At 58.4% G+C, this 23,233-nt stretch carries 22 protein-coding genes; 6 read left to right on the top strand and 16 right to left on the bottom strand.

Annotation, left to right across the window (positions count from 1 at the left end; translation table 11 throughout):
- Positions 1-10: 10 nt before the first annotated feature.
- The 8 genes from dnaE to HZA03_01880 all read right to left on the bottom strand — a co-directional run bounded on the left by dnaE (position 11) and on the right by HZA03_01880 (position 8,171).
- On the bottom strand, positions 11-3,487 hold the full coding sequence (gene dnaE, locus HZA03_01915; protein MBI5636706.1) for a DNA polymerase III subunit alpha: 3,477 nt from the start codon (positions 3,485-3,487) through the stop codon (positions 11-13).
- Positions 3,488-3,515: 28 nt separating this feature from the next.
- Entirely contained in the window at positions 3,516-3,866 is a 351-nt protein-coding gene (locus HZA03_01910) for a hypothetical protein (GenBank protein ID MBI5636705.1), read from the bottom strand.
- A gap of 46 nt (positions 3,867-3,912) precedes the next feature.
- Positions 3,913-4,419 (bottom strand): bifunctional nuclease family protein, encoded by a 507-nt coding sequence (locus HZA03_01905; GenBank protein ID MBI5636704.1) that lies wholly within the window; start codon positions 4,417-4,419, stop codon positions 3,913-3,915.
- A 6-nt stretch (positions 4,420-4,425) separates the two neighbouring features.
- A complete protein-coding gene (miaB, locus tag HZA03_01900) occupies positions 4,426-5,757 on the bottom strand; it encodes a tRNA (N6-isopentenyl adenosine(37)-C2)-methylthiotransferase MiaB (protein ID MBI5636703.1) in 1,332 nt (443 codons plus the stop codon).
- Between the two features lie 13 nt (positions 5,758-5,770).
- Complete coding sequence (locus HZA03_01895; protein ID MBI5636702.1) at positions 5,771-6,211, bottom strand: DUF420 domain-containing protein; 441 nt, start codon at positions 6,209-6,211, stop codon at positions 5,771-5,773.
- Positions 6,211-6,978, bottom strand: coding sequence for an ABC transporter permease (locus HZA03_01890; GenBank protein MBI5636701.1), 768 nt, complete (start codon positions 6,976-6,978; stop codon positions 6,211-6,213). Before HZA03_01890 ends, HZA03_01895 begins: the two co-directional genes overlap by 1 nt.
- 4 nt (positions 6,979-6,982) lie before the next feature.
- Complete coding sequence (locus HZA03_01885) at positions 6,983-7,894, bottom strand: ATP-binding cassette domain-containing protein (GenBank protein ID MBI5636700.1); 912 nt, start codon at positions 7,892-7,894, stop codon at positions 6,983-6,985.
- A gap of 106 nt (positions 7,895-8,000) precedes the next feature.
- On the bottom strand, positions 8,001-8,171 hold the full coding sequence (locus tag HZA03_01880; protein MBI5636699.1) for a hypothetical protein: 171 nt from the start codon (positions 8,169-8,171) through the stop codon (positions 8,001-8,003).
- 220 nt (positions 8,172-8,391) lie between these two features.
- On the opposite strand from HZA03_01880, the gene HZA03_01875 reads away from it, so the two are divergent.
- A complete protein-coding gene (locus HZA03_01875; GenBank protein MBI5636698.1) occupies positions 8,392-8,766 on the top strand; it encodes a hypothetical protein in 375 nt (124 codons plus the stop codon).
- Positions 8,767-8,790: 24 nt separating this feature from the next.
- Here the strand turns inward: HZA03_01875 and HZA03_01870 are convergent, their stop codons facing one another.
- Entirely contained in the window at positions 8,791-9,207 is a 417-nt protein-coding gene (locus tag HZA03_01870) for a nucleotidyltransferase domain-containing protein (GenBank protein MBI5636697.1), read from the bottom strand.
- Here HZA03_01870 and HZA03_01865 point away from each other — a divergent pair.
- The 5 genes from HZA03_01865 (at position 9,130) to HZA03_01845 (ending at position 14,262) form a co-directional block, all read left to right on the top strand.
- On the top strand, positions 9,130-10,047 hold the full coding sequence (locus tag HZA03_01865; protein MBI5636696.1) for a hypothetical protein: 918 nt from the start codon (positions 9,130-9,132) through the stop codon (positions 10,045-10,047). The two genes, HZA03_01870 and HZA03_01865, sit on opposite strands and share 78 nt — an antisense overlap.
- A 272-nt stretch (positions 10,048-10,319) precedes the next feature.
- Entirely contained in the window at positions 10,320-11,399 is a 1,080-nt protein-coding gene (locus HZA03_01860; GenBank protein MBI5636695.1) for a phosphatidylserine/phosphatidylglycerophosphate/cardiolipin synthase family protein, read from the top strand.
- 157 nt (positions 11,400-11,556) lie between these two features.
- Positions 11,557-12,651 (top strand): DNA polymerase III subunit beta, encoded by a 1,095-nt coding sequence (gene dnaN / locus HZA03_01855; protein MBI5636694.1) that lies wholly within the window; start codon positions 11,557-11,559, stop codon positions 12,649-12,651.
- 49 nt (positions 12,652-12,700) lie between these two features.
- Positions 12,701-13,750 carry a glycosyltransferase family 4 protein gene (locus HZA03_01850; GenBank protein ID MBI5636693.1) on the top strand — a complete coding sequence of 350 codons (1,050 nt, stop codon included), beginning with the start codon at positions 12,701-12,703 and terminating at the stop codon, positions 13,748-13,750.
- A 35-nt stretch (positions 13,751-13,785) separates the two neighbouring features.
- Complete coding sequence (locus HZA03_01845; protein ID MBI5636692.1) at positions 13,786-14,262, top strand: DinB family protein; 477 nt, start codon at positions 13,786-13,788, stop codon at positions 14,260-14,262.
- Positions 14,263-14,444: 182 nt separating this feature from the next.
- Here the strand turns inward: HZA03_01845 and HZA03_01840 are convergent, their stop codons facing one another.
- From HZA03_01840 to HZA03_01810, 7 genes are all read right to left on the bottom strand, one after another.
- Positions 14,445-14,900 (bottom strand): hemerythrin family protein, encoded by a 456-nt coding sequence (locus HZA03_01840; protein ID MBI5636691.1) that lies wholly within the window; start codon positions 14,898-14,900, stop codon positions 14,445-14,447.
- A gap of 90 nt (positions 14,901-14,990) precedes the next feature.
- Positions 14,991-16,052: a hypothetical protein gene (locus HZA03_01835; protein MBI5636690.1), complete on the bottom strand. Its 1,062-nt coding sequence runs from the start codon at positions 16,050-16,052 to the stop codon at positions 14,991-14,993.
- A gap of 120 nt (positions 16,053-16,172) precedes the next feature.
- Positions 16,173-17,999, bottom strand: coding sequence for an APC family permease (locus tag HZA03_01830; protein MBI5636689.1), 1,827 nt, complete (start codon positions 17,997-17,999; stop codon positions 16,173-16,175).
- Positions 18,000-18,013: 14 nt separating this feature from the next.
- Complete coding sequence (locus HZA03_01825) at positions 18,014-18,439, bottom strand: hypothetical protein (protein MBI5636688.1); 426 nt, start codon at positions 18,437-18,439, stop codon at positions 18,014-18,016.
- A gap of 637 nt (positions 18,440-19,076) precedes the next feature.
- Positions 19,077-20,606: a hypothetical protein gene (locus HZA03_01820; GenBank protein ID MBI5636687.1), complete on the bottom strand. Its 1,530-nt coding sequence runs from the start codon at positions 20,604-20,606 to the stop codon at positions 19,077-19,079.
- Between the two features lie 341 nt (positions 20,607-20,947).
- Positions 20,948-21,931: a UDP-glucose 4-epimerase GalE gene (gene galE / locus HZA03_01815; GenBank protein MBI5636686.1), complete on the bottom strand. Its 984-nt coding sequence runs from the start codon at positions 21,929-21,931 to the stop codon at positions 20,948-20,950.
- Positions 21,932-21,984: 53 nt separating this feature from the next.
- On the bottom strand, positions 21,985-22,980 hold the full coding sequence (locus HZA03_01810) for an NAD-dependent epimerase/dehydratase family protein (protein ID MBI5636685.1): 996 nt from the start codon (positions 22,978-22,980) through the stop codon (positions 21,985-21,987).
- Between the last annotated feature and the right edge of the window lie 253 nt (positions 22,981-23,233).

Below are 23,233 nucleotides of genomic sequence, written 5' to 3'. Positions count from 1 at the left end.
AGCGGGCGGGTTAGGAGCAGTAGACGGAGGAGGGGCCGAGGATCTTTTCAAATTCCGCCAGCAGCGATTCGTTGGCTGCGACCTTGTAACGGTCGGAGGCGTTCACCTGCATCCGTTTCCTATCCGGAAAGGTGAAGTGCAGCACCAGCTTGCTGTTCCCCCGGTGGCGCGCGGCGAGCTGCTTGAGGTCATTCAGCACGGTGTCTTCCAACCCCACCACTTGCAGATTAAGGTGGATGGCATTGGTGAATTTTTCCTTGGCGGCCTTTATCGGCATGATCTCGTCCGCGATGACCTTGACATCGTTCTCGTCACGGTCGATTTTCCCCTTGATGAAAAGCGCCTCGTTCGATTCGAGGTACTGGAACGTCTCGGCCAGCGTATTGGGCCAGACGAGCATGGTCGCGCTGCCGCTCATGTCTTCCAGCGTAACGTAGGCCATCTTCTCTTTTTTCTTGGTCAATTGGGTGCGCAGGGCGCTCACCACGCCGCATAACCGCACTTCCTGTTTATTGACGGTGTCGGCCAACTGTCCCGCCTGATGGGTGGCAAGCCGCTTCTGGTCTTGCAGGTAGCGCTCCATCGGATGGCCGGTTATATAAAAGCCGAGCGCCTCTTTTTCGTGCTGCAACCGTTCGGCCTGCGGCCAGTCCGGCAAATCCCTGATGAGCCGCTTCTCGCGGTCGGCGGCGGTCTCGATGGCGGCGAACATGTTGGATTGTCCCATCTGGGTCTCTTCGCGGTCTTTGGCGGCCTCCGCCGTCACGCTGTCCAGCGAATCGAAAAGCGCGGCGCGGTTTTTGTTCAGCCGGTCGAACGCGCCGCACTTGATGAGCGCCTCGAACACGCGCCGGTTCACCTGCTTGCCGTCGATGCGCCGGGCGAACTCGGTAAGCGACGCGAACGGCGCTCCCTCCTGCCGCGCGCGGATGATCTCGGATACGGCGCCGACGCCGACCCCCTTCACGGCGGCCAGGCCGAAAACGATTTTTCCCGCGAGCGCGCCGAAGTCCACCTCCGATTCATTGATGTCGGGCGGGAGTACCGGTATGCCGAGATCGCGGCACTCGTTGAGGTAGAGCACCACTTTGTCGGTGCTGTCCCGTTCGGAGGTGAGCAGCGAGGCCATGTACTCCTCGGGGTAGTTCGTCTTGAGGTACGCGGTCTGATAGCTCACCAGCGCGTAGGCCGCGGAATGGGATTTATTGAAGGCGTATTCGGCGAATTCCTGTATCTGCCCGAAGATGGTGGCGGCCTTCTCCTCGGCGATTTTGTTTTTCTTGCACCCATCCACGAAATCGTGGCGCAGCTTCTCCATCGTTTTGGCGTCTTTTTTCCCCATTGCCTTGCGCAGCGTATCGGCCTGCGCCATGGTGAAGCCGGCCAGTTCGTTGGCGATCTTCATGACCTGTTCCTGATAAACCATGACGCCGTGGGTTTCTTTCAGTATTTCGCCCAGTTGCGGCACGATGTTCTCCACCTTCTCGGTGCCGTGCCTGCGGTGGATAAAGCTGTCGGCCATGCCGGAGTTGAGCGGGCCGGGACGGAAAAGGGCGACAAGCGCGATAATGTCGGTGAAGTGCTCGGGCTTGAGCTTGCGCATCAGGTCGCGCATGCCGCTCGATTCGAGCTGGAAGACCCCCAGCGTGCGCGCATCCTGCAGCAGTTTAAACGTCGCCGGGTCATCCATCGGTATCGCTCTGATATCGAACGCGGCGGCCTTGCCCTTCCGTATGCTTTTCACCGTCCAATCGATGACGGTGAGCGTGCGCAGGCCGAGAAAGTCCATCTTGAGCAGCCCCAGTTCCTCGATATATTTCATGGTGAACTGGGTCACCACTTCGTCCTTGTTCGTTTTGTAAAGCGGGACAAAGTCGGTGAGATCGCCCGGCGCGATAACCACGCCCGCGGCGTGTACGCTGGCGTGGCGCGAGATGCCTTCCAGCACCTTGGCGATCTCCAGCAGCTTTTTCACCTGCGGGTCTTTCTTTTCCATGTCGGCCAGCTTCGGCTCCATCTCGATGGCCTTGGCGAGCGTCATTTTCAGCTCTTCCGGCACCAGCTTGGCGATGCCGTCCACCTCGCCGTAGGGGACGCCCATCACGCGCCCCACATCGCGGATGACGGCGCGGGCCTTCATGGTGCCGAAGGTGATGATCTGCCCCACGTTTTTCGCGCCGTATTTGTCGGTGACGTATTTGATCACCTCGCCCCGCCGGTTCATGCAGAAGTCGATATCGATATCCGGCATCGATATGCGGTCGGGATTCAGGAACCGTTCAAAGAGAAGGCCGTACTTGATGGGGTCGAGGTCGGTGATGCCAAGCGTCCAGGCCACCAGCGAGCCGGCGGCGGAACCGCGGCCGGGCCCGACGGGGATGTTCTGGGTCTTCGCGTAGTTCACGAAATCCCAGACGATGAGGAAGTAGCCGGCGAAGTTCATTTTCTTGATGACCGCCAGCTCCATCCGCATCCGTTCGCGGTACTCTTTTTCCTGTTCTTCGCCGATGACGTCCCCCCGCTTACGGCTTTCCTCCAGCCGCAGGGTGAGGTTGTGGTCCACGAGACTTTCCATGAACTGCTGCGGCGGTTCCTCGGAGGGGACGGTATAGGCCGGCAGGTGATATTCCCCCAGCTTGAGATCGAGGTTGCAACGGTCGGCCACTTCGCGGGTGTTGGTGATCGCCTCCGGCACTTCCTTGAAAAGCATCCGCATCTCGTCGGGCGATTTGAAGTAGAACTCGTGGGCGCTGTAGCGCATCCGGTTGGTATCGCTGATCATCTTGCCGGTGCCGATGCAGAGCATGGCGTCGTGCGCCTCCCAGTGGCTCTGCTCCATGTAGTGGCAGTCGTTGGTGGCCACCAGCTTCAGGCTGTGCTTTTTCGACATCTCGATGAGCGCGGTGTTCACCTTGCGCTGTTCGGGGATGCCGTGGTTTTGCAGTTCCAGATAAAGCCGGTCGCCGAAAACGTCTTTGTAAAAGCCGAGCGCCTTTTCCGTGGCGGCGTCGTCCCCTTTGAGTATCTTGCGCGGCACTTCGCCTTTAATGCAGGCGGTGAGGGCGATCAGCCCCTCGTTGTGTTGCGCCAGGTACTCCTTGTCGATGCGCGGCTTGTAGTAGAACCCTTCCGTGTAGGCGGCGGAGGCTATCTTGCAGAGGTTGCGGTAACCCTTGAGGTTTTGGATGAGCAGAATGAGGTGATAGGTGTTGGGATCGTTTTCACCGTCGCCCCCCGCCACGCCGCCGCGGTCGTGCCGGCTGCCGCCGGTGATGTAGATTTCACAGCCGACGATCGGCTTGACGGGGCTTTTCATCCCTTTTTGGTAAAACTCGATGGCCCCGAAGAGGTTGCCGTGGTCGGTGACGGCCACGGCGGGCATCTTGAACTCCTCGGCTTTTTTAAGGAGGTTGTCGAAGCGTATCGCCCCGTCCAGCAGCGAGTATTCGCTGTGCAGGTGGAGGTGTACGAAGTCCTCGTGTTTCAAAGTTCAACCCTTCCCGAAACCATCCGATTCAGCGAACCCATCCCAGATGGTAAAAATAGGCCTGGCAATTGGGGGTGAGTTGGTCGAAATTCCGCTCAAGGCACCGCCGTGTCCCCTTATTCAGTTTGCCGGATTTGCAGAGCCGCAACGCATCATTTTGACAGGAAGCGCCGGATGGACCGCCGGCCCCCTGCCCCATCGCATCAGCACAGCCGAAGGAGAGCTGGGACGCATGTTTTCGCAAACAGGTATACACATTTTTCTGTTTCACATTCGAGCAAAAACGGGATGCGTCGTCGACGCATTGCGCCATCACGCCGGCCGCCGCATCCCCCCCAATGCAAGACAGAGCAACGGCAATGGCTAATAACGTTTTCACTCCCGCCATCCTTTTACACCGGTTATCATGCGGCGGGCCGCCGACGCTACTGGTCGATGTTGCCAAAATCGGACGGCTTGATGTTGTCCAGCCATCCCTTCCACTGATCGTTTTCGCCTATCTGGTTTTCGGGCCGCACATCGAAGCTGCGGGCCTCCTCCACCACTTTCAGCGCCACCATGATCGGCGCTTTCATCCGCAGCGCCACGGCTATCGCGTCGGACGGGCGGGAATCGATCTTCACGTCCATACCGTGCAGGATCAGGCCTATTTCGGCGTAAAAGGTGTTATCGCGCAGGTCGTTCACGCAGACGTATTTCACCTTGGCGTCGATGCCGTCGAGGATGTTCCGGATGAGGTCGTGCGTCATGGGACGCGGCGTGTTGATCTTCTCCATTTCGAGGGCGATGGCGTTCGCCTCGAAAATGCCGACCCAGATGGGGAGCGTGCGCCGCCCCTCGATATCCTTGAGGATGATGATCGGCATATTGGTCACCGGGTCGAGCGTGAGTCCCTCGACCTTCATTTCAATGCGTGTGCCGTCCTTGTCCATCGCCTTCTACAATCCTCCCTGCGCCAATGTACCAGACAAATTGTACCCCGAAAAAGAGGTGATTGTTACCGGCAATGTCCGCCCCGCCAGCAACGGCTCCCCCTCGAAAACGACCAGATGGTTCCCCGGCGTCCGTCCATAGACCGCGCCCGGCCGTTCGGCCGCCCCTTCGCAAAGCACCTGCTGCGTCGTGCCCACCAATAACATGTTCTTTTGCGCGACGATTTTTCTTTGCAGCAGCATCGCCCGGTCAAAACGCTCCCGCGAGACGGCGCGCGGCACCATATCCGTGCATTCGGCGGAGGGAGTGCCGGGGCGCGGCGAATAGTTGAAGAGGAAAAGCGAGTCGAACGCCACCTCCTCCATCACCCGGATGGTATCCAAAAACTCCGCTTCCGTTTCGCCGGGAAAACCGATCATGATGTCGGCGGAGATGGTGATGTGCGGCGCCGCATTTTTCAGACGGCGGATTTTTTCCATATATTCGGCGGCGGTATAGCCGCGGCGCATCAGGCCGAGGATGCGGTCGCTCCCCGCCTGCAACGGCAGGTGGAACGAAGGAGAGACCTTTTTGCATTCCATCATCGCGGCGATAAGCCCGTCGTTGAGGTCTTTCGGATGGGAGGTCATGAATCGTATCCGCTCCACCCCCTCCACCTTGTTCACCATCCGGAGCAGGCCGGGAAAACCGGCGGATGACGGCAGCCCTTTGCCGTAGCTGTTCACATTCTGCCCCAGCAGATTGATCCCCTTATACCCCTTGGCGGCCAGCCCTTTGACCTCAGCAAGGATGGAACCGGCCGGACGGCTCACCTCCGGCCCGCGGGTATCCGGCACCACGCAATAAGTGCAGCGGTTATCGCACCCCTTCATGATGCCGACCCACGCCACCGTGGCGCTTTCACGCACCGCGCCGTCTTCCGGACGGTCCCATGTGGCGGTATCGTTGAAGGCGACATCGATCTGCCGCGCGCGGGTGGCCCGGAAATCGCCTATCATCTGCGGCAGCCGCTCGATGGCGTCCGGCCCGAAGACCATGTCGACCATCGGGGCGCGGCGGAAAATATCCTCCTTGCGGAGGGATGCCATGCAGCCGCCAAGCGCGATAAGCTGATCCGGCCGCTTTGCGGCGCTCAAAATGCCGAGCTTCGAAAAAACCTTGTGCTCCGCCTTGTCGCGGATGGAGCAGGTGTTGAGCAGAATGAGGTCGGCTTCTTCCGGGTTGGCCGTGGCGGTCAACCCTTCGCGGGCGAGCAGCCCCTCGATTTTTTCCGAATCGTATTTGTTCATCTGGCACCCGAAGGTGAGCAGATGGTAGCGCCCGCCATTTTCCCGCATCGCCGGATTACCGCTAACGGGTTCCCGGATAGAGGTGATAGAGCATCACGTAAATCACCACGCCGGTGACGGAAACATACAGCCAAACCCCAAGCGTCCAGGGAGCTATTTTCTTGTGCTTCTCGAAGTTCTCTTTCAGCGCCCGGTAAAACGTCACCAGTATCATCGGCAGCGCGACCGCCGCCAAGATGGTGTGTGTGCCGAGAATAAAGAAATAAATGCCGCGCACGGTTCCCTGGCCGCCGAACTTCAAGCCGCCGGCGACGGAGTGATACGTGAGGTAGGAAACAAGAAACAGCGTCGAGGCGAGAAACGCCCCCGCCATGCATTTCTTGTGGGTTTCTTTATCCTTCTTTTTAGCGATGAAATAACCGCCGCAGAGCAGCAACGCGGTGGACGCGCTGTTGCAGAACGCCTGAAAATGCGGCAACAGGTGAATAATGCCGTTATCCATTATCGATCCCTTCCCCTGCGGGTGATGAATACGGCCGCAAAAAGGGTGGCCGATGAAAAAGCGGCGATGACCGACACGCAGAACCAGAGCGGAGGGAGATCGGGTATCGCCCCGGGAACGAACAGCTCGTGCTGCAGCGCCGCGATGCAATAGGTGAGCGGATTCAGGCGCACCACCGTGGAGAGCCAACCGGGAATGTTGTGGATCGGGAAGAGCGCGCCGGAAAGCAGCCAGAGCGGGATTAGCCCCATGTTCATGATGGCGTGGAACCCCTGTGTGCTGTCCAGCCGCCACGCGATGAGGAAGCCGACGCCCGCCAGCGAAAAAGCCACGCCGAACAGGATAAAGAGCGAGATGAGGAGCGACGAGGCGGTAAGGTTAAGTCCAATGAACGGCGCGGCGATAAGGAACGGCATCCCCTGCAGAAAGGCGAGCGAAGCGCTGCCGAACAGCTTGCCCAGCACGATTGCCAGCCGCGGCACCGGCGCCACCAGCACCGACTGCAAGAATCCCTCGCGCCGGTCTTCGATGATGGAAATGGTGGAAAACACGGCGGTGAAAAGGAAAATCAGCACCAGTGTGCCGGGGAAAAAATACTGGCGGTAGTTGAGAACCGTCTCGCCGCTCCCCACGCTGAAGCTGCCGGAAAGGCCGCTGCCGATGAAAAACCAGAAAATAACGGGGGGCACCAGCCCGCCGATAACGCGGCTCCGGTCGCGGTAGAAACGGATCATCTCGCGCCGCCACAGCGACCATACCGCGAGCATCAGATTATTCACCTTTGGCCTCCTTCGGGGCGGCGGTCCCCTCCCCTTCCAGCCAGAGCATCCGGCCGGTTTTGTGGACGAATACGTCTTCCAGCGTCGGCTTGCCCACGCTGATGGCGGTGATCTTGCCGGGGAACGCCTCCACTATTTTTGGGATCATTTCGTGCCCGCGCGGCAGTTCCATCCGTATAACGCCGTCCAGCAGCACCGGACGGACGCCGAATTTGGCATCAAGCGTATCGAGCAGCATATCCGGCTCGGCGCTGTGGATTGTTACCACGTCGCCGCCGATGCCGGCCTTCAATTGGTCGGGCGTGCCGGCGGCGATGACCTCGCCTTCGTACATGATAGCCAGCCGGTCGCACCGATCCCCCTCTTCGCCGAGGTGGGTTGTCACCAGCACGGTCATCCCGTTTTTCTTTTTGAGCGCGGTAATGGTTTCCCAGAACTCGCGCCGCGCCGCCGGGTCCAGCCCGGTGGACGGCTCGTCCAGGATGAGCAGCGTGGGACTGTGAATCAGCCCCTTGGCAAGTTCCACGCGCCGCCGGTAGCCGCCGGAAAGGTGCTGGACGGATTCGCCGCGCCGCGGGGTAAGCCCGAAGCGATCCATCATTTCCTCCACCCGCTTTTTCAGCGGAGCGCCGGAGAGTCCGTACAAGTGGCCGTGAAAGGTCAGGTTTTCCTCGACGGTCAACATTTTGTCGAGGCTCGGGTGCTGAAAAACAACCCCCATCATCTTGCGGGCCTCGTCCACGCCCTTCACCGCATCGTGGCCGAAGATAAAAACGGAGCCTTCGGACGGCTCGATGAGGGTGGAAAAGATTTTAAAGAGGGTCGTCTTGCCGGAACCGTTCGGCCCCAGAAAGCCGAAGATATCCCCCGGATCGACTGAAAAATCAATCCCCTTGAGCGCCATCCCCGCTTTTGCATCGCTGCGGGCGGGATAGGTGTGGCGCAGGGAATGGGTCTCTACCGCCTTCATGATGCTCTCTCCGGTGTTTTAGTCTATTGTTTTCGGGAAATCACGGACCCCGTGTGATGATCTTGTAGCCAACGCTGACGCCAATGAAAATGGCTATCGCGATGAGAATGGCGGCAAATATCCACTTGCCCGAGCCCGGCTTTCCTGACTGTTCGTTATCCGCCATAAATCCTCCAAATATGCAATCGCCGTTTAAGCCTTTCGCACTCATAAAGAATAGGATTTTAACACTATTCCCCAAAATATCGACAGCTTTTCGCGCGGGACGGCTTCTAACCATGATTGACAATATCGCGGTACATAGATGACTTGAATTGATTGTATTGGTGGCATAATATACCATTAGTGAAAGCGCGGGACGAATTCAAAGGGCTTCGTAAACTGGCGGACGATTTTTATAAGGACATCGAGAAGTACAAAAAGGGGCTTTTATGAAAGTGAAGAAGGTGCGCATCGGGATCAAGGGCGCGAAAGCGGCGCTGGATGATTTCGTGAAAGCCGGTGAGGCGGCCGAGCGGGGCGAAAAGGTGAAATCCGAAAAAGGGGTTTACTTTGAAAGCCTTGCCGGTTTTCGCAAGGCGTTAACGCCGAAACGCCTGGAACTGCTCCATCTTATCCGGGAAAAACAGCCGAAGAGTTTGCAGGAGCTTTCGCGGTTTTCCGGGCGAAATATGAAAAACGTGATGACGGACGTTTCCTTGCTGGAAAACCTCGGCCTTGTTGAAATGCATCGGGCAAAGAAAGGACGACGGGAAGCGGCGCCCCAAGTGGGCTATACGCGCATCAGCCTGGAAATCGCGGTTTAAAAGGCTCGATAGGCAAGACCGCATTTAAGCCGAAAGGCAAGCTCCAGCACGCCTGAAATCACGCCGCAAGAACAGGCGGTGAACTTCCCGCGTGGTTTTCGGCCCCGAATAGACCACCACAAGGTCGATGTCACTTTCCTCGGTGGCCGTGCCATTGGCGCGGGAGCCGAACAGGATAATTTTATCCGGGTGTATCGCCTCGGCAATCCTGTTCGTTACTCTTTCAACCAGCGCATCCACGACTAAACTATATTGAAATTCGGGCTTTAGAGAAATTATATAAAACGGAAACCTGCGCGGTGCTCGCAACCGGTTTGACTTTTCATCCCCCTTCCACGATTCTGGACGGCGTGGAGGGCATCTATGAATAAAACCGTTTCCGCTTCGCTCTTCGGCGCGGCGTTCGTGGCCGCGCTTTTGACCGCCGCGCCCCAAAGCCATGCCGGCAAACCGGCGAACGGCGCGGCCAACGCCGGACAATCATCGAGCGCCACTCCGGCCCAAGCCGCGGCTGATTGGCCCGGTGGCCGCAAATTCGACCAGGTGTTTATCATTATTCTTGAAAATCAGGACGCCGCGGACGTCCTGCAAGACCCCTACATGAAGGAGTTGGCGCGGCGGGGCGCATACCTCGCCAACTATCACGGCGTGGGGCATCCCTCCTATCCAAACTATCTTGCGTTGACGGGCGGATCGACGTTCGGCGCGACCAGCAACGCACAAAAAAATCTGGACGTCTCCTCCATCGCCGACCTCCTGGAGGCAAAGGGCCTTGGCTGGGCTCAATTCGCCGAAGACTATCCGGGCGGTCCGGCGAATTGCTTCACTGGCGACTACCGGGGCCGCTACGGGCGGAAACACGCCCCGTTCCTCTCCTACACTCCCATCACGCGCGGGCCGCGCTGCTTGCAACATGTAGCCGATGCCTCGAACCTGCCTTTTCCCCTGCCCAGCTATTCGCTGTTCGTGCCCAACATGGATAACGACGGACACGACACCTCCATAGCGTATGCGTCGAATTGGCTGAAAGGTTTTTTGGAGCCGCTTCTCGCCCGGCCGGAGTTGGCAAAGACGCTGGTGGTGGTGACGTTCGATGAAAGCAAAACCGGCAACAGCCCGGTCTATACCGTTTTCCTCGGCTCCATGATCCGGGCGGGAACGACGGATGACACGGTCTATGACCACTACAACCTGCTCCGCACGGTGGAAGACAATTTTCAACTGGGGGATATGGGGCGCGAGGACGCAAAATCCTTCCCGATCACCGCAGTCTGGAAGTAAGGCCCGCGCCAAACGCCCGATACCGGCGGCGCACGCCGATACGCCAAACGAAGTCCATACCCACCTAAGCCGTTCCCGGTGGGTACCCATTTTAATGGGTACGTTGGCGCATTGGCGCCAATGGAGGGCTCATGCCTTGCGGCATGATGTACACAATGTGGCCTATAGGCCATATCCGGCGCGGAGTGAAAAATCTTTCCGCGCCTCCCCAATTGTGTACCCACCGGGAAGGGAACGGCGACGCGGGGAGTAATCCGGGATAGAATGCGGTGATGGCGCATTGGGATTCGGAAAAAATCTATTTCAGCAGCCGCGACTTTTACGCCGACATCATCCGCGAGATACCGCTGGCCGAAAAAACCATCGACGTTGAGGCGTACATCTTCGAGATGGACGAACTCGGCAACCGCATCGCGGAAGAGCTGCGCCGGGCGGCGGAACGGGGCGTGGCGGTGCGGGTGTTGCTGGACGGCGTCGGCTGCCTCCAAACGGCGGAAGGGTTGACGGCCCGGTTCAGCGGCACGGCGGTCGGCGTAAAGGTGTACCATCCGGTGCGCTGGTGGAGCGTTTTCGCGTTCGCGCGCAGCCTCAACCGGCGCAATCACCGGAAGAGCTGGGTCTTCGATTCGCGCACGGCGTATGTGGGAAGCATGAACATCGCGCACAACGATTGGACGGATTACGGCATCCGCGTGGAGGGGAAATGGATCGCGCTCCTCGATCAGGCTTTTGCAAAATGCTGGCTGGGGGCCGCCCGCTGGAGGCAGCTTGCGCGGCCGTCCGCGCTTCGCCGGCGGATGCCGTACCAAAAGGGAAAATGGATACGCCTGAACGACACGCTGCTGAAACGGCGGCGGAATTACAAACTCCTGCTTCAGCAATCGCGCAACGCCACGCAGCGGATATGGCTGGCCAGCGCCTACTTCGTGCCGCGGCTGGGCCTGGTGCGCGCGCTGTGCGATGCGGCGCGGCGCGGGGTGGACGTGCGGATCATGGTGCCCAAAAACTCCGACGTGTTTTTCATGCCGTGGCTCGCCTCGACCTATTTTCTGGGCCTGCTGAACGCGGGGGTGAAGATTTACGAGTACCTCCCCTCCTTCTATCACGCCAAAGTGCAGGTGATAGACGATTGGGCAAGCCTGGGATCGACCAACCTGAACTACCGCTCGCTGCTGCACGATCTGGAGGCGGATGTCGTCGTCACCCATCCGGAAAACCGCCGCCTGCTGGAAGCGGAACTGCTACGCGGCTTTGACAGCTCTAAAGCCGTGACGGTGGAATCGCTTAAGGAGACGCCTTGGTTTCAGGCCATCGCCTCCAAGCTGTTTTTGCTGTTCAGGCGCTGGCTGTAGCTTGGATTACGCCCCCCCTTGGCGAAAAATACGCTTTTCCGCATAGTTATTGACATAGAAACATATCTATGCTAATTTTCATAGGCTTACATACATATAATCGCATTCGGTTGAAACGCAAGGGCGAACAACTCTCTCAGGGAAAGGTGCCATAAGGATGGAATTCAGGATCAAGCAGAGCGAACTGCTGCGCTGTTTACAGAGAGTGCAAGGTTTCCTAAGCCCCAAAAACCAGATTTTGAGCCACGTTCTTTTCAGAACCACCAAAGAGGGGATCGAGGCGTTCGCCACCGATTTCGACATCGGCCTCAAAGGCTCATACATCGCCGCCATCGCCGAGCCGGGAGCCGTCGCCTTGCAGGGACGCCGCCTGTTCGATATCGTCCGTCAGCTTCCCGACGAGGATGTGACCTTCCGCTTTGCCGGCCCCGGCCGCTGCGAAGTCACCTGCGGCAAGTCGGCCTTCAAGCTCGCCACCATCGACGCCGATGAATTCCCCGAAGAACCGAAGCTCCCGATGGACAAGCTCATCTCCCTCGACACGGAGATGTTCAAGGACATGCTGAAAAAGACGGTCTACGCCGTCAGCCAAAACGAAAGCCGGATGACGCTCAACGGCATTCACCTGGAGCTGTTCCCGAACGCCGTCCGCGTGGTGGCCACCGACGGCCACCGCCTCTCCTACGTCAACCGCGCGGTCGAACTGCCGGTGAAGGATACCACCGCCGTCATCATCGCCCGCAAAGCGGTCATGGAAATCGTGAAGCTGCTGGACGAGGAGGAAGGCGCCCTGCAGATCGTGCGGTCCGACAACCGCGTCTTCTTCAAAAAGGGCGGGCTTGTTTTCTTCACCCGCGAGGTGGAGGGGGCGTTCCCGAACTACGAGCAGGTCATTCCCCGGAAAAACACCAAAGAGGCGGTCATCAACATCGAAAAGGCCCGCCAGGCGATCAAGCGCGTGGCGACCGTGGCGGACGAAAAATCCCGGCTGGTGAACTTCAGCTTCAAAAAAGGGAAGCTGGAGATTTTCTGCGAAGTCTCGGACGTGGGCGAAGCGCACGAAGAGATAGAGGTGGAATACAAGGCCGAGCCGCTGCGCATCGGCCTCAACAGCGCCTATGTGATCGATACGCTGGCGCATGTCGCCAGCGAGAACGTGATATTCAGGATGGAGGGGCAGCTCGACGCCGTGCTGGTGAAGCCGACGGACGACGACGATTATCTCTCCATCATCATGCCGATGCGCATCTGATCCGGCGGGCGGATGGCATGACCGGGCGTGGAGCGTTGTAAATCCGCCTATGTCCGCCAGCCCGTCACCCGGTTTTTTCCCCGCCGCCATCGCGGCGCTCTGTTTCCTGCTGACATTGGCCGGAACGGGGCTTTACCGCCGCAACGCGGTTGCAAAATCAGTCCTGATGGATATTCCGAACGACCGCAGTTCGCACACCGTTTCCACGCCGCGCGGCGGGGGCATCGTCTTCGTGGCGGTGTGGGCCGCGCTGATGGCGGCTCTCGCGGGCGGCGGCCTTATCCCGTCCGGTGTGGCGCTGACGCTGCTTCCCCCGGCCCTGTTTGCCGCCGCCATCGGTTTTGCCGACGACCTCCTCACGCTGCCCGCCACCATGCGCTTCGTCCTCCAGATCGCGGCGGCGCTGCTGTTCCTCCAGGGGATCGGCGGCTATCCGGCAATACAGATGGGCCCCTGGCATCTGGACGTGGGGATCGCCGGTGGCATCTTCGCCGTCCTGTGGATCGTCTGGTCCATAAACCTTTTTAATTTCATGGATGGGGTCGACGGCATCGCCTCGGTGGAGGCGATGATGGTGCTGGCCGCCGGCGGTTTTTTCCTTGCCGCCGGCGGCGGCGCCATGTATGGCGCGGCGGCATTTTGGGCGGCCACCGCCGTTACCGGCTTTCTGGTTTGGAACCTCTCCAAAGCCAGGATATTCATGGGAGACGCCGGCTCGTACTTCCTCGGTTTTTTCATCGCGGCGCTCGCCCTGCTGGGGGAGCGGTTCTTTAATGTGCCGCTGCTGCTCTGGGTAATCCTCTACGGCGTCTTCTGGTTCGATGCCACCGCCACGCTGTTGCGCAGGGCCGCGGCGGGGGAACGGTGGTATGCCGGACACCGGAGCCACGCGTACCAGCGGTTGCAACAGGCGGGATTCAGCCACGCCACGGTTTCGGGCCTGACCGCCACGGTAAATATTGTTTTAATCGCATTGGCAACTGCGGCATTTTTCAACAGGGGTTGGCTCTTGGCCTGCTTTGCCGCGGCGGTGGCCGTATTAAGCCTCGCCTATTTCCTCGTGGAAAAGCGCCGCCCGATGTTTCCCCCCGGCCGTTAATGGCCCCTTTGATTCCCATATTTTGAGGTGGCACGATGGAGATCAAAAAAGTCCTGAACGGCCTTGAATGCTCCCCAGCGCTGCTGCGCGAACTGGTGGCATCAGTGCCGGCCGAGCTGCTGAAGGAACACCGCATCGCGGGCAAGTGGTGCATCCACGAGCACGCCGTCCACCTGTGGAAGGTGCAAGTGATGATAAACGGACGGCTCCGCCGCTTCATGACGGAGGAAACCCCGGAGTTCGTGCCGTACTTCCCCGGCACATCGACGCCGCCGGATGAATTGTTGAAACTCGACCTGAAGGAATCGCTGAAAAAGTTCGCGGCGGAGCGGAAGAAGTTCGTCGGAATGCTGCGGCAACTGGCGAAAAAGGAGTGGCACAAGAAGGCGAAACATCCTGAATATGATAATTACACCCCGTACATCATGGCGCGCCATCTGCTGCTGCACGACAACGTGCATATGTACCGCATCGAGGAGCTGTGGCTCACGAAAGAGCTGAAGAAGAAATAAGCGCCGGGAATGGCATCAACCACGAATGTCACGAATGGAAAGTAAAAGAAGGGGGTGAAAATGTATTTCCTTCCCTCTTCCCACTCCTTATTTATTCGTGTCCTTCGCGTTATTCGTGGTTAACGCTGAAAGGGATTCTTCGTTTCACTCAGATGACAAGCGGGAGAGATTCTTCGCGGCGGTTATTTCACCATGTCGGGCGTGAAGCCTTTTTGGAGCAGAAACTCGCCGTACGCCTTGTCCTTCACCAGGATATGCCCTTGCAGCCACTCTGAAACCACCGTGATGATCTCGGCGGCGATGATCCTGCTTTCGCTTTTCCCGGCCTTGAAGCGGATATAGAGGTCGCGCGCCGCTATCAGGAACTGGTCGTGCTCGGCTTTGTGATCGGCGTATCCGGGATATTCCAGCCGGCAGAGCGTGATTTCCTCTTCCAGGAAGTGGGTCATGGTGTAGGTCAGCAGGGAATCGGTCACCTCGTTGACAACCTCTTTATCCCTCTTGCCCAGCGCGTTGGCGCGCAGGACGTTCAAAAAGCCGAACAGCACCTTGTGCTGGCTGTCGAACCGCTCGATGCCGGTGGAAAAAATCTCGTCCCACTCCAGCTTCGGCATCATCGCGGCGCTGCGCGGATCCATCACGTATTACCCCGTTCCTTCGTGGTTGTCATTTCGTTAATACACTTTATCGCATTTCCCCTTCGGGGGTAAAGGGAGAATGCGCGAGCCTCAGCCGAGGGGGAGGAGAAGCCGGGCGGTGGCGCCCCGCCCGCCGGGGTTATTGTGCAGGGTCAGCGCCCCGCCATGGTCGCGCGCGATTTTCAGCGAGAGCACCAGCCCCAGCCCGGTGCCGTGCGTTTTGGTGGTGTTGAACGGGGTAAAAAGGTTCTTCGCCGCTTCCGGGGATATTCCCTTGCCGCTGTCGACGATCTCCACCGCCATCATCATCCCCTTCTTCTGGCGGGGGTTGATGGTTGCGGTCGGGTCGAGCGCCGTGCGGGTGCGTATCCGCATGACACCGCCGCCGCTGGTCGCTTCCACCGCGTTTTTCACGAGATTGAGGATGGTCTGCGTTATTCTGCCGGGATCGATGTTTATGGGCGGCAACGAGGGATCGTAGTCGCGCACAAGATCGATTTTTTTTCGCTTGAAAACCGCCTGTTGCAGCAGAATAACGTCGTCGAGCAGCCGGTGGATGTTGGTCGTTTCCATCGTCAGCTTCCGCCCGCGCCCCATGTCCATCAGCTCGGTCACGAGGCTGTTGATCCGGTCGGTTTCGTTAATGATGAGCGAGCAGTATTCGGCCAGCGCGCCGTGCTCCTTGCCGATGAGCTGCGCCGCGCCGCGGATGCCGCTCAGGGGGTTCTTGATCTCGTGGGCCAGCCCGGCGGTGATCATGGAGAGCATCGCCATCTTTTCTTCCTTCTCGAACTCGCTGTGCAGTTCCTTTTTGCCCGGCGTGTCCTGCGCCACCACGCATGCGCCGGTGGCGGATTGCCCGTAGTCGATGGTGTGGACGGCAAGGGCGATGGTCCGCTTTTCGGCCTCGCCCATCAGCGCAAAATCGTGGTTGAGATAGCTCATTCCCTCCCGGAACAGCCGTTCGATATGGATGGTCACCTCCGGCGCCCGGCTGGCGAAAAGCTCCGGCGCGGCGGGCGTGCCGCCGGCCGGCACGCCAAAGGTTTCGCGGAAGGCGGGGTTCATGAACACCGGCTCGAGATTCTGGGCGAATACCGCCACCCCGTAGGGGAACGAGACCAGCACATTGAGCGGATTAAACCGTTCCATCGTGGGTATTACACGGGAAAGCGCGTTGCGGCGCAAGGAGAAAAGAAGGGGCGCGCCGGCGCGCCGGTTTTCATAACCGCCCCCTCCATCGATACCAGCCGGCATTGGCCGGCCCGCGGCTCATTTCAGGTGCAACGGCACGCTGGTGGAGACCACGCCCGACCTGAAGAGCAGCCGCGTCTTGATAAGGAACGCCGTATGGTTGTGCAGCAGGTGCTCCCACCACCGCGACGGCACGAATTCCGGCAGGATCACCGTTATCACGCCATCCTTGTAGACCTTCCGCACCTCGTCGATATAATCCAGCAGCGGCTCAATCACCGAGCGATACGGCGAATCGAGCACGAGTATCGGCACGCCCATGCCGTATTTACTCCACCCTTCCCGCGTCATCGATGTCTGCCGCTCGTCAAGGCGCACATAAACCGCCACCACATCGTTGGATATCGCGCGGGCGTAGCGGATGGCGTTCAGCACCGGGCGGTTCATGCCGCTGACCGGGATGATGACCGAGTGGTGGCCGTACTGGGTATCGCCATTGTTTTGGGCCACCGCCGCCTCGCTCTCCTCCAGCACCAGCTGGGAGGCGACGCGGAGGTAATGTTTCTTGATGGAAAGCATCAAGTAGATATGCACCGGAATGGCGATCAGCACGAGCCACGCGCCATGCATGAATTTGGTCGAAGCGACCACCGCCAATACCACCCCCGTGATCGCCGCTCCGACGCCGTTCAACGCCGCCGCCCACCGCCAGCCGCGCCCGCGCTTCCGCATCCAGTGAACCACCATGCCGGCCTGCGAAAGCGTGAACGCCACGAATACCCCCACGGTATAAAGCGGGATCATGGCATGGGTCCGGCCATGAAAGAGGACGATCAACGCCCCGGCGAACAGCGACAGCAGCAGGATGCCGTTGGAAAAGACCAGCCGGTCCCCCTGGCTCATCAACTGGCGCGGCAGGTAGTAGTCCCGCGCCATGATGGAGCTGAGGCTTGGGAAACCGGCGAAGGCGGTGTTCGCCGCCAGCACCAAAATCATGAAGGTGGCGAACTGGAGCGCGTAAAACATCACCCCGCCGCCGAACACCCTTGCCGCAAGCTGGGACAGCACGGTCACTTCGGGTTTCGGCAATATTTCGGCCTGATGCACGAGGTAGGTGATGCCGATGAAAAAGAACGCCAGCAGCGCGGCCATCCAAACAAGCGTGAGCGAGGCGTTCTTCGCTTCGGGTTGCTTGAACGAACGCACGCCGTTGGCCACCGCCTCTATGCCGGTGAGGGCCGTGCAGCCGGAGGAAAATGCGCGCAGGATGAGCAGCAGCGGCAGGGCCTCCAGCGCGGGGGAGACCGCGGCCTCCGGCGCCAGTTCGCCGGAAACATTATGGAACAGGCCGAAAACGATCAACAGGCCAAGCGAGCCGATAAAGAAAAACACAGGGAAGGAAAAAAGAAATCCCGATTCCCGCACGCCGCGCAGGTTCACCACGGCGATGAGCGCCAGCGCGGCAAGGCATATCTCCACGGTGTACGGAAAAAGTCCCGGAAAAGCCGAGGTTATGGCCGCCACACCGGCGGAAATGGAAACCGTCACCGTCATCACATAGTCGATCATCAACGCCGCCCCCGCCGTGAGGCCGAAGCCCTCCCCCAGATTTTCCTGCGCCACGATGAAGGCGCCGCCGCCCATAGGATAGGCCCGAATGGTCTGCATATACGAGACCGCCACCACCGCGATCAGCAGGGCGATGGCCAGCGCGACCGGCAGCGAAAAGCGGGTAAGGGCTATCCCCCCCAGAACGAGCGGCAACAGCATCTCCTCGGTGGCGTATGCGACCGACGACAGCGCATCGGACGAAAAAACCGCCAACCCCATCGCGGCGCCAAGCCGCTCGTGTTTTTCACGCGCGGAATCGAGCGGTTGCCCAATAAGAATCGTTTTCCAGGACATCGGCTCTCCTTAATTTATGCCCACCACCGCCAGAAGGCGATGACCAACAGCACCACAAAGACCAGCGCAAGGTTCATGTACGCCAAGAAGTAAAATGCCTTTTGCGGCGCGGTTTTTGGGGGAGTGCGCGTTTCATCGTAAGCGCCGGACACCGGCAGGCCGGCCAGCTTTTCCGCCCCGTGGGGGGCTTTTGCCAGCGCGGCGGTGAGGTCCATTCCCGCCTGATGGCGGAAATGCTTGCCATCCTTCCAGCGGAAGAGATTGCTCACATCGTACACTTTGCCGTGATACGCGATAAACGCGGGGCGTTCCTCCGTGCCGTCGAAGGCCGCCAAAACATCGGGGGCAAAAACGCCGTCCGGCGGATGCTCCGCTTCAAGCAGCCCCTCCTTCAGCTTCGGCCCCACAACCTTGACCACAAAAAGGGCGGTGCCGATCATCAGCAGATAGATGAAAATCTTCACACCGAGCAGCATGCCCCACCGGCCATCGATAAATGTGTGCCAGCCGTTCACCCGCGCAAGAGTGAGCAACAGTCCGGAGAGGCCCACCACCGCCATCGACACAGCCCCCAACCGCACCTCAGCGGGGGGAAGCCCCTTCTCGGCGTAGCGGGGACGGAGAATGATATGCACATACAGGATGGTGCCAAACCAGAAAAAAGCCGCCGTCACATGCAAAAAGCCGATGACCGCGCGCAGGGCGTTTCCCATCGGCAACAGCGGCGGCGCGGGGGCGACGGGCCACTGATGCCCGTTGGCTTTGAACGAAAAGCCGGTGACGTTCAGCTCGCCGCCATTGGGATCGGTATGGCAGGCGATACAGGGCTGGCCGGTTTTTCGGGCGTGGCCGAAGGTGGCGTGGGCGGCTGGAACAAAAAACGCGGAAACCGCCATAAAAAACAGCGCGGCAACGGCGAAACGGGCAATGCGGGACATTTTCAAAAGCCGCGGTTCGCCGCGCCGGGCGCGAAGGCCGCGCATCCCCATGATGACCGGTACATCCCGTTTACACTACCCCAGCGCCATGCGAAGAGCAACTCTTCTTCGGGTGGCCGTTTGGATACCGGGACCGGCCCTATTTCTTGATGTTAACCTGTCCAGCGCCGCCGATTTCCTGCGGCGCCGGAAAGGCGGCCCGCCGCCGCTGCGCTTCCGCTTCGCTGACTACGATTTTCAGCAGGCGGAAAACCGCCAAGAACAATACTGCGGCACACCCCGCCAAAATGGCCTTGAGCAGGGATATGCTTGCCATCACGCTAAAAATAGCGGAATTGGCGACCGGCGGGCGATGCCCGGCATAAGCGGCTTTCGTATTGTCGGCAAGCTCATTGATAAAGGCCGCGAGATGGCTTTGCGCCAATTTGATATGCTCGCCCAAAGCCTTGTTGCGCGCCTCATAGGTGCCGCCTGGCACGGGACCGACGGTATCAAGCAATTTCAGGCGCTCTTTCAGTTTTATCAGCTTGCCTTCCATCCTGGAGATGTCGTCGAAAATGGCGTTCGTTTCGTTTATCAATGAATAATACTGGGAGTTATAGCTGAGGAGCATCCCCATAACCGTTTTATCGACGCCCTGAGGGCTGTTATCGGATAAATTCGCGCTCGTCTTCGGGGCGCTTTCGTTCGGGATGCGCGCCAAGTTCATCTTGTACTCAGCCTGTTTTTTCTTTATGTCTATAGTACTGGAGAGCAATGAAATATCGTTTGCCAATTTGTTCCGGTATTCATCGACGTTGGGCACCGTTTTTTCATTAAAAATAAGGTGTTCAATGGACGCCATCTCCATCTTGAGCTTTTGCCGTGTTATCGAATTAGACGCTTGGGATAACAGCGCAAACTCCTCATCGTTACCGATAGAGCGGTTTTGCTGTTTAGCGCTTTCGGGATTGCCGGCGTTAACGGTGCTGGATGTTTTCTTTGCATGGCTGGCGGCGGCCTGATCGTCGATTTCGTCCAGAACCGCCGTTATATAGCTGTATGTGGCCACATTGTCCGTTTCGGTTGGCATCACCCCTTTTGGGTTGTACTGCGCGGCAAGCGGAAGGCAGGATTCCAAAACAAACGTGGAATATTGCCTGACGAGTTCTTCCACGAACTTTTTCTGGAGGGACATGGGCATTAACGGCAACGGCTGAAAAGAAATCGTGAACTTCGAAGGAAAATAGCCGTTGATTTTCTCGTAATTGGAAACCACCTCCTGCGGAGACAGCTTAGGCTTGGAAAGCGCCGCAATCGCGAGTTGAATGTCCAAGGGATAAACCTCGGACACGGAAAGCGCGCTGGAAAGGGATTCGGAAGACCAGCGGCCATTTTGCCCCAATTCGGGAATGGCATCAGCCGCCTTGCGAACAATATTGTTGGATACCAAATCATTTTTATCAAACCGCCGGCCATTCGGGTATTTACCGCTGTTGATCTCAGGAAAACCTATTTCCAGAACAGCCTGCGTTGAGGGTAACGGAAGAGTCTTTAGAAGATAATAATAGCCGCCGCAAACACCCACAACGAATGCCAGCAGAAAGCTCCGCCAGTATTGTTTCAGCTTCATAAGGTAGGAGAGAATATCAATTTCTTCAGGAGCGCTAAACCCTCTGTCTCTTTTCATTTCAACTCCACCTGATTACCGATATGAAAGTTGCCGCCGATAATGGACGCCATAAACTCCGGATCAATTCCGCGTATCACTTCAACCAGATATATCGGAATATTCAAATTTATCATTAGGGTTAAATGTAACACCGACATCAAATTATTTCCATCGTTTTATTATTCAATGCATTACTTGATCCCGGCATTCCGCCCGCCCCCCATCGCGTAACATTGTCCTGCATCCATAAACACTGCTTATCAGCCGCGTTATGGATGTATTCCCGTTCATGATGCGTGACAGAGGATAAAACCGAACTCATCGTTAATCGTGGTTGCCGCTTATTTAGGCGGATGGGGTCAGAATTTCCGGTTGAAGTGCCATTGGCAGGCCGTGGAAATAATCGTTTTCAAGTCCGAGTATTTCGGTTTCCAGCCTAATTCCATGGCTGCCTTTTCGTTTGAGGCGACAAGGCTGCCGGGGTCGCCCGCGCGACGTCCCACGATACGGTGGGGAACGGGTTTTCCCGCCACTTCAGCGAGAATGGCAAACGCATCTTTCACGCTGGAGCCAACGCCCGCGCCGAGATTGAAAACATCAAACGGCTTTGCCGTATCGGCCATAATGGCTTTCAGCGCCAGCAAATGTCCCGCCGCAATATCGGCTACATGAACATAATCGCGTATTGGCGTGCCGTCCGGCGTTTCCCAATCCCCGCCGAACACATCGGTGGTAATCCCTTTTTCAAGATTGTTGAGGACGATTGGAATGAGGTTCTGTTTTACCTCCTGGGATTCGCCGCCGCGGCCGGCGGGATCCGCCCCCGCCGCGTTAAAGTAGCGCAGGACAATCGCCTTGAACGGAAAGGCCGCGCTGTAATCCCGTAAAACGGTTTCGAGCATCAGCTTTGACCTGCCGTAAGGGTTGATCGGATTGACCGGGTGCTTTTCGTCCACCGGCAGGTATTGCGGTTCGCCGTATACCGCGGCCGTGGAGGAGAAAATAAACCGGCTGCAGCCGTGGGCGCGCATCGCATCCAGCAGAGTGAGTGACTTTGCGAGGTTGTTGGTGTAATAAAGGTCGGGGCGCTCCACCGATTCCCCCACTTTTATTTTGGCGGCAAAATGCATGACGGCGCCGATCTGATAGCGGCGAAAAACGGCATCGAGCAACTGGTGGTCGGCGATATCCCCTTCGTGAAGCGGCACCCCGGGCGGAACCGCCTCCCGCTTTCCGGTGGAAAGGTTGTCCAGCACAACCGGCTGGTATCCCGCTTCCAAAAGGCTGTGGACCGTGAACGAACCGATATATCCGGCACCACCAGCAACAAGTATCGTCTTCATTCTATGCATGATAACCGATTACACAGTTGGCATGGCGGGGCCATGCCATGCATTCAAGCGCATAATCCATTTTTTGGATTTCCGCCTTTTCCGGTTTTGTGCCATGCAACGGTTTGCCGTATCCCTTCTTCAGGAGTGAAAGGGGGCCGCCAACCATAATCGTTCATGAACTGTTGGGCGGAAAAGCGGTATTCGTCAAAAAGCCGTGAAACGGTTTCGGGGGTAAGCATCATCCGCCATCCCGTTATCCGGCCGACAGCGGCGAAGATGAGCGCAATCGAATCCAACAGCCACCGGGGAAAGAAAAATATGCCTTGTTTCCCGGAGTAGCAGCGGCTAATGGCGGCATAGAGCTCGGCGCTGGTGAGATCCGCGCCATCGTTCAGGAAATAGGTGCGCACCGTCGGCGGCTTCATATGGGGTGCCCGGATGACGGCAAAGATTGCATCCGTAAAGTTGCCCGAATAAAGCATGCTCCGTTTACCGCGGGCCGCGCCCAACGGCATCGGTATTCCCTTAGAGGCCATTTTCAGCAACAGCAGCATGTTCCCCTTGTTCCCCGGCCCATAAACCATGGGAAGCCGAAGGATCACGCACCTTGACCCCCACTGTGAAGAAAAAAGGGCGGCTAATGCCTGCTCCGCTTCCCATTTGCTTTGGCCGTAAGCATCTCCGGGGAATGGCGGTGAGTCGTCAGGAATGATGCCTTTGCTGAAACGGCCTCGGCCAAATACAAACACGGAACTGGCGAAAATAAAGGTTGCAACACCGCTCTCGATGGCGGCCTTTGCCAGCCGCGTGGTGGCGCGCACGTTTGCTGTTCTGAATTCTTCCAGCGGATTTGCGGCGGTTTCATGCATAACGTGTACACGCGCGCCCAGATGCAGCACCACCGAGCCGGGCTCAAAACGCAATGGGACATCTTCGCTCAAGAGATCGTTGGTTGGGATGGGGATAATGCGCATTCCCGTAGGGGCGGCCGTTTTTAGAACCGACCCCAAAAAACCGCCAGATCCCGAAATATAAACGTTTATCGTGTCCGGTTTCATGCCGCACATTGTAAACCATCCGCCCCTCGATACAACGGAAAAGCAGATGGCGCGCGCCTTTTGTCATTCAAAAGGCAGGCGAGGCGGGGCTTATGCGCACTGCTTAGACAGTACCGGAAAGGGCCGCAACAATCTGCTTGACCGCCGCAGCGGGAGAAAACATGCGCCGGGCCAACGCACACCCGCGCGCGGACATTTGCTTGCGCCCGGCGTGGTCGTCCGCCAGTTGTTCGGCCAGCCCCCGCAAAGCGTC

This window comes from Nitrospinota bacterium (assembly GCA_016217735.1).
GTDB lineage: Bacteria > Nitrospinota_A > UBA7883 > JACRGQ01 > JACRGQ01 > JACRGQ01.
This window is presented reverse-complemented; position numbering and strand designations above follow the sequence as displayed.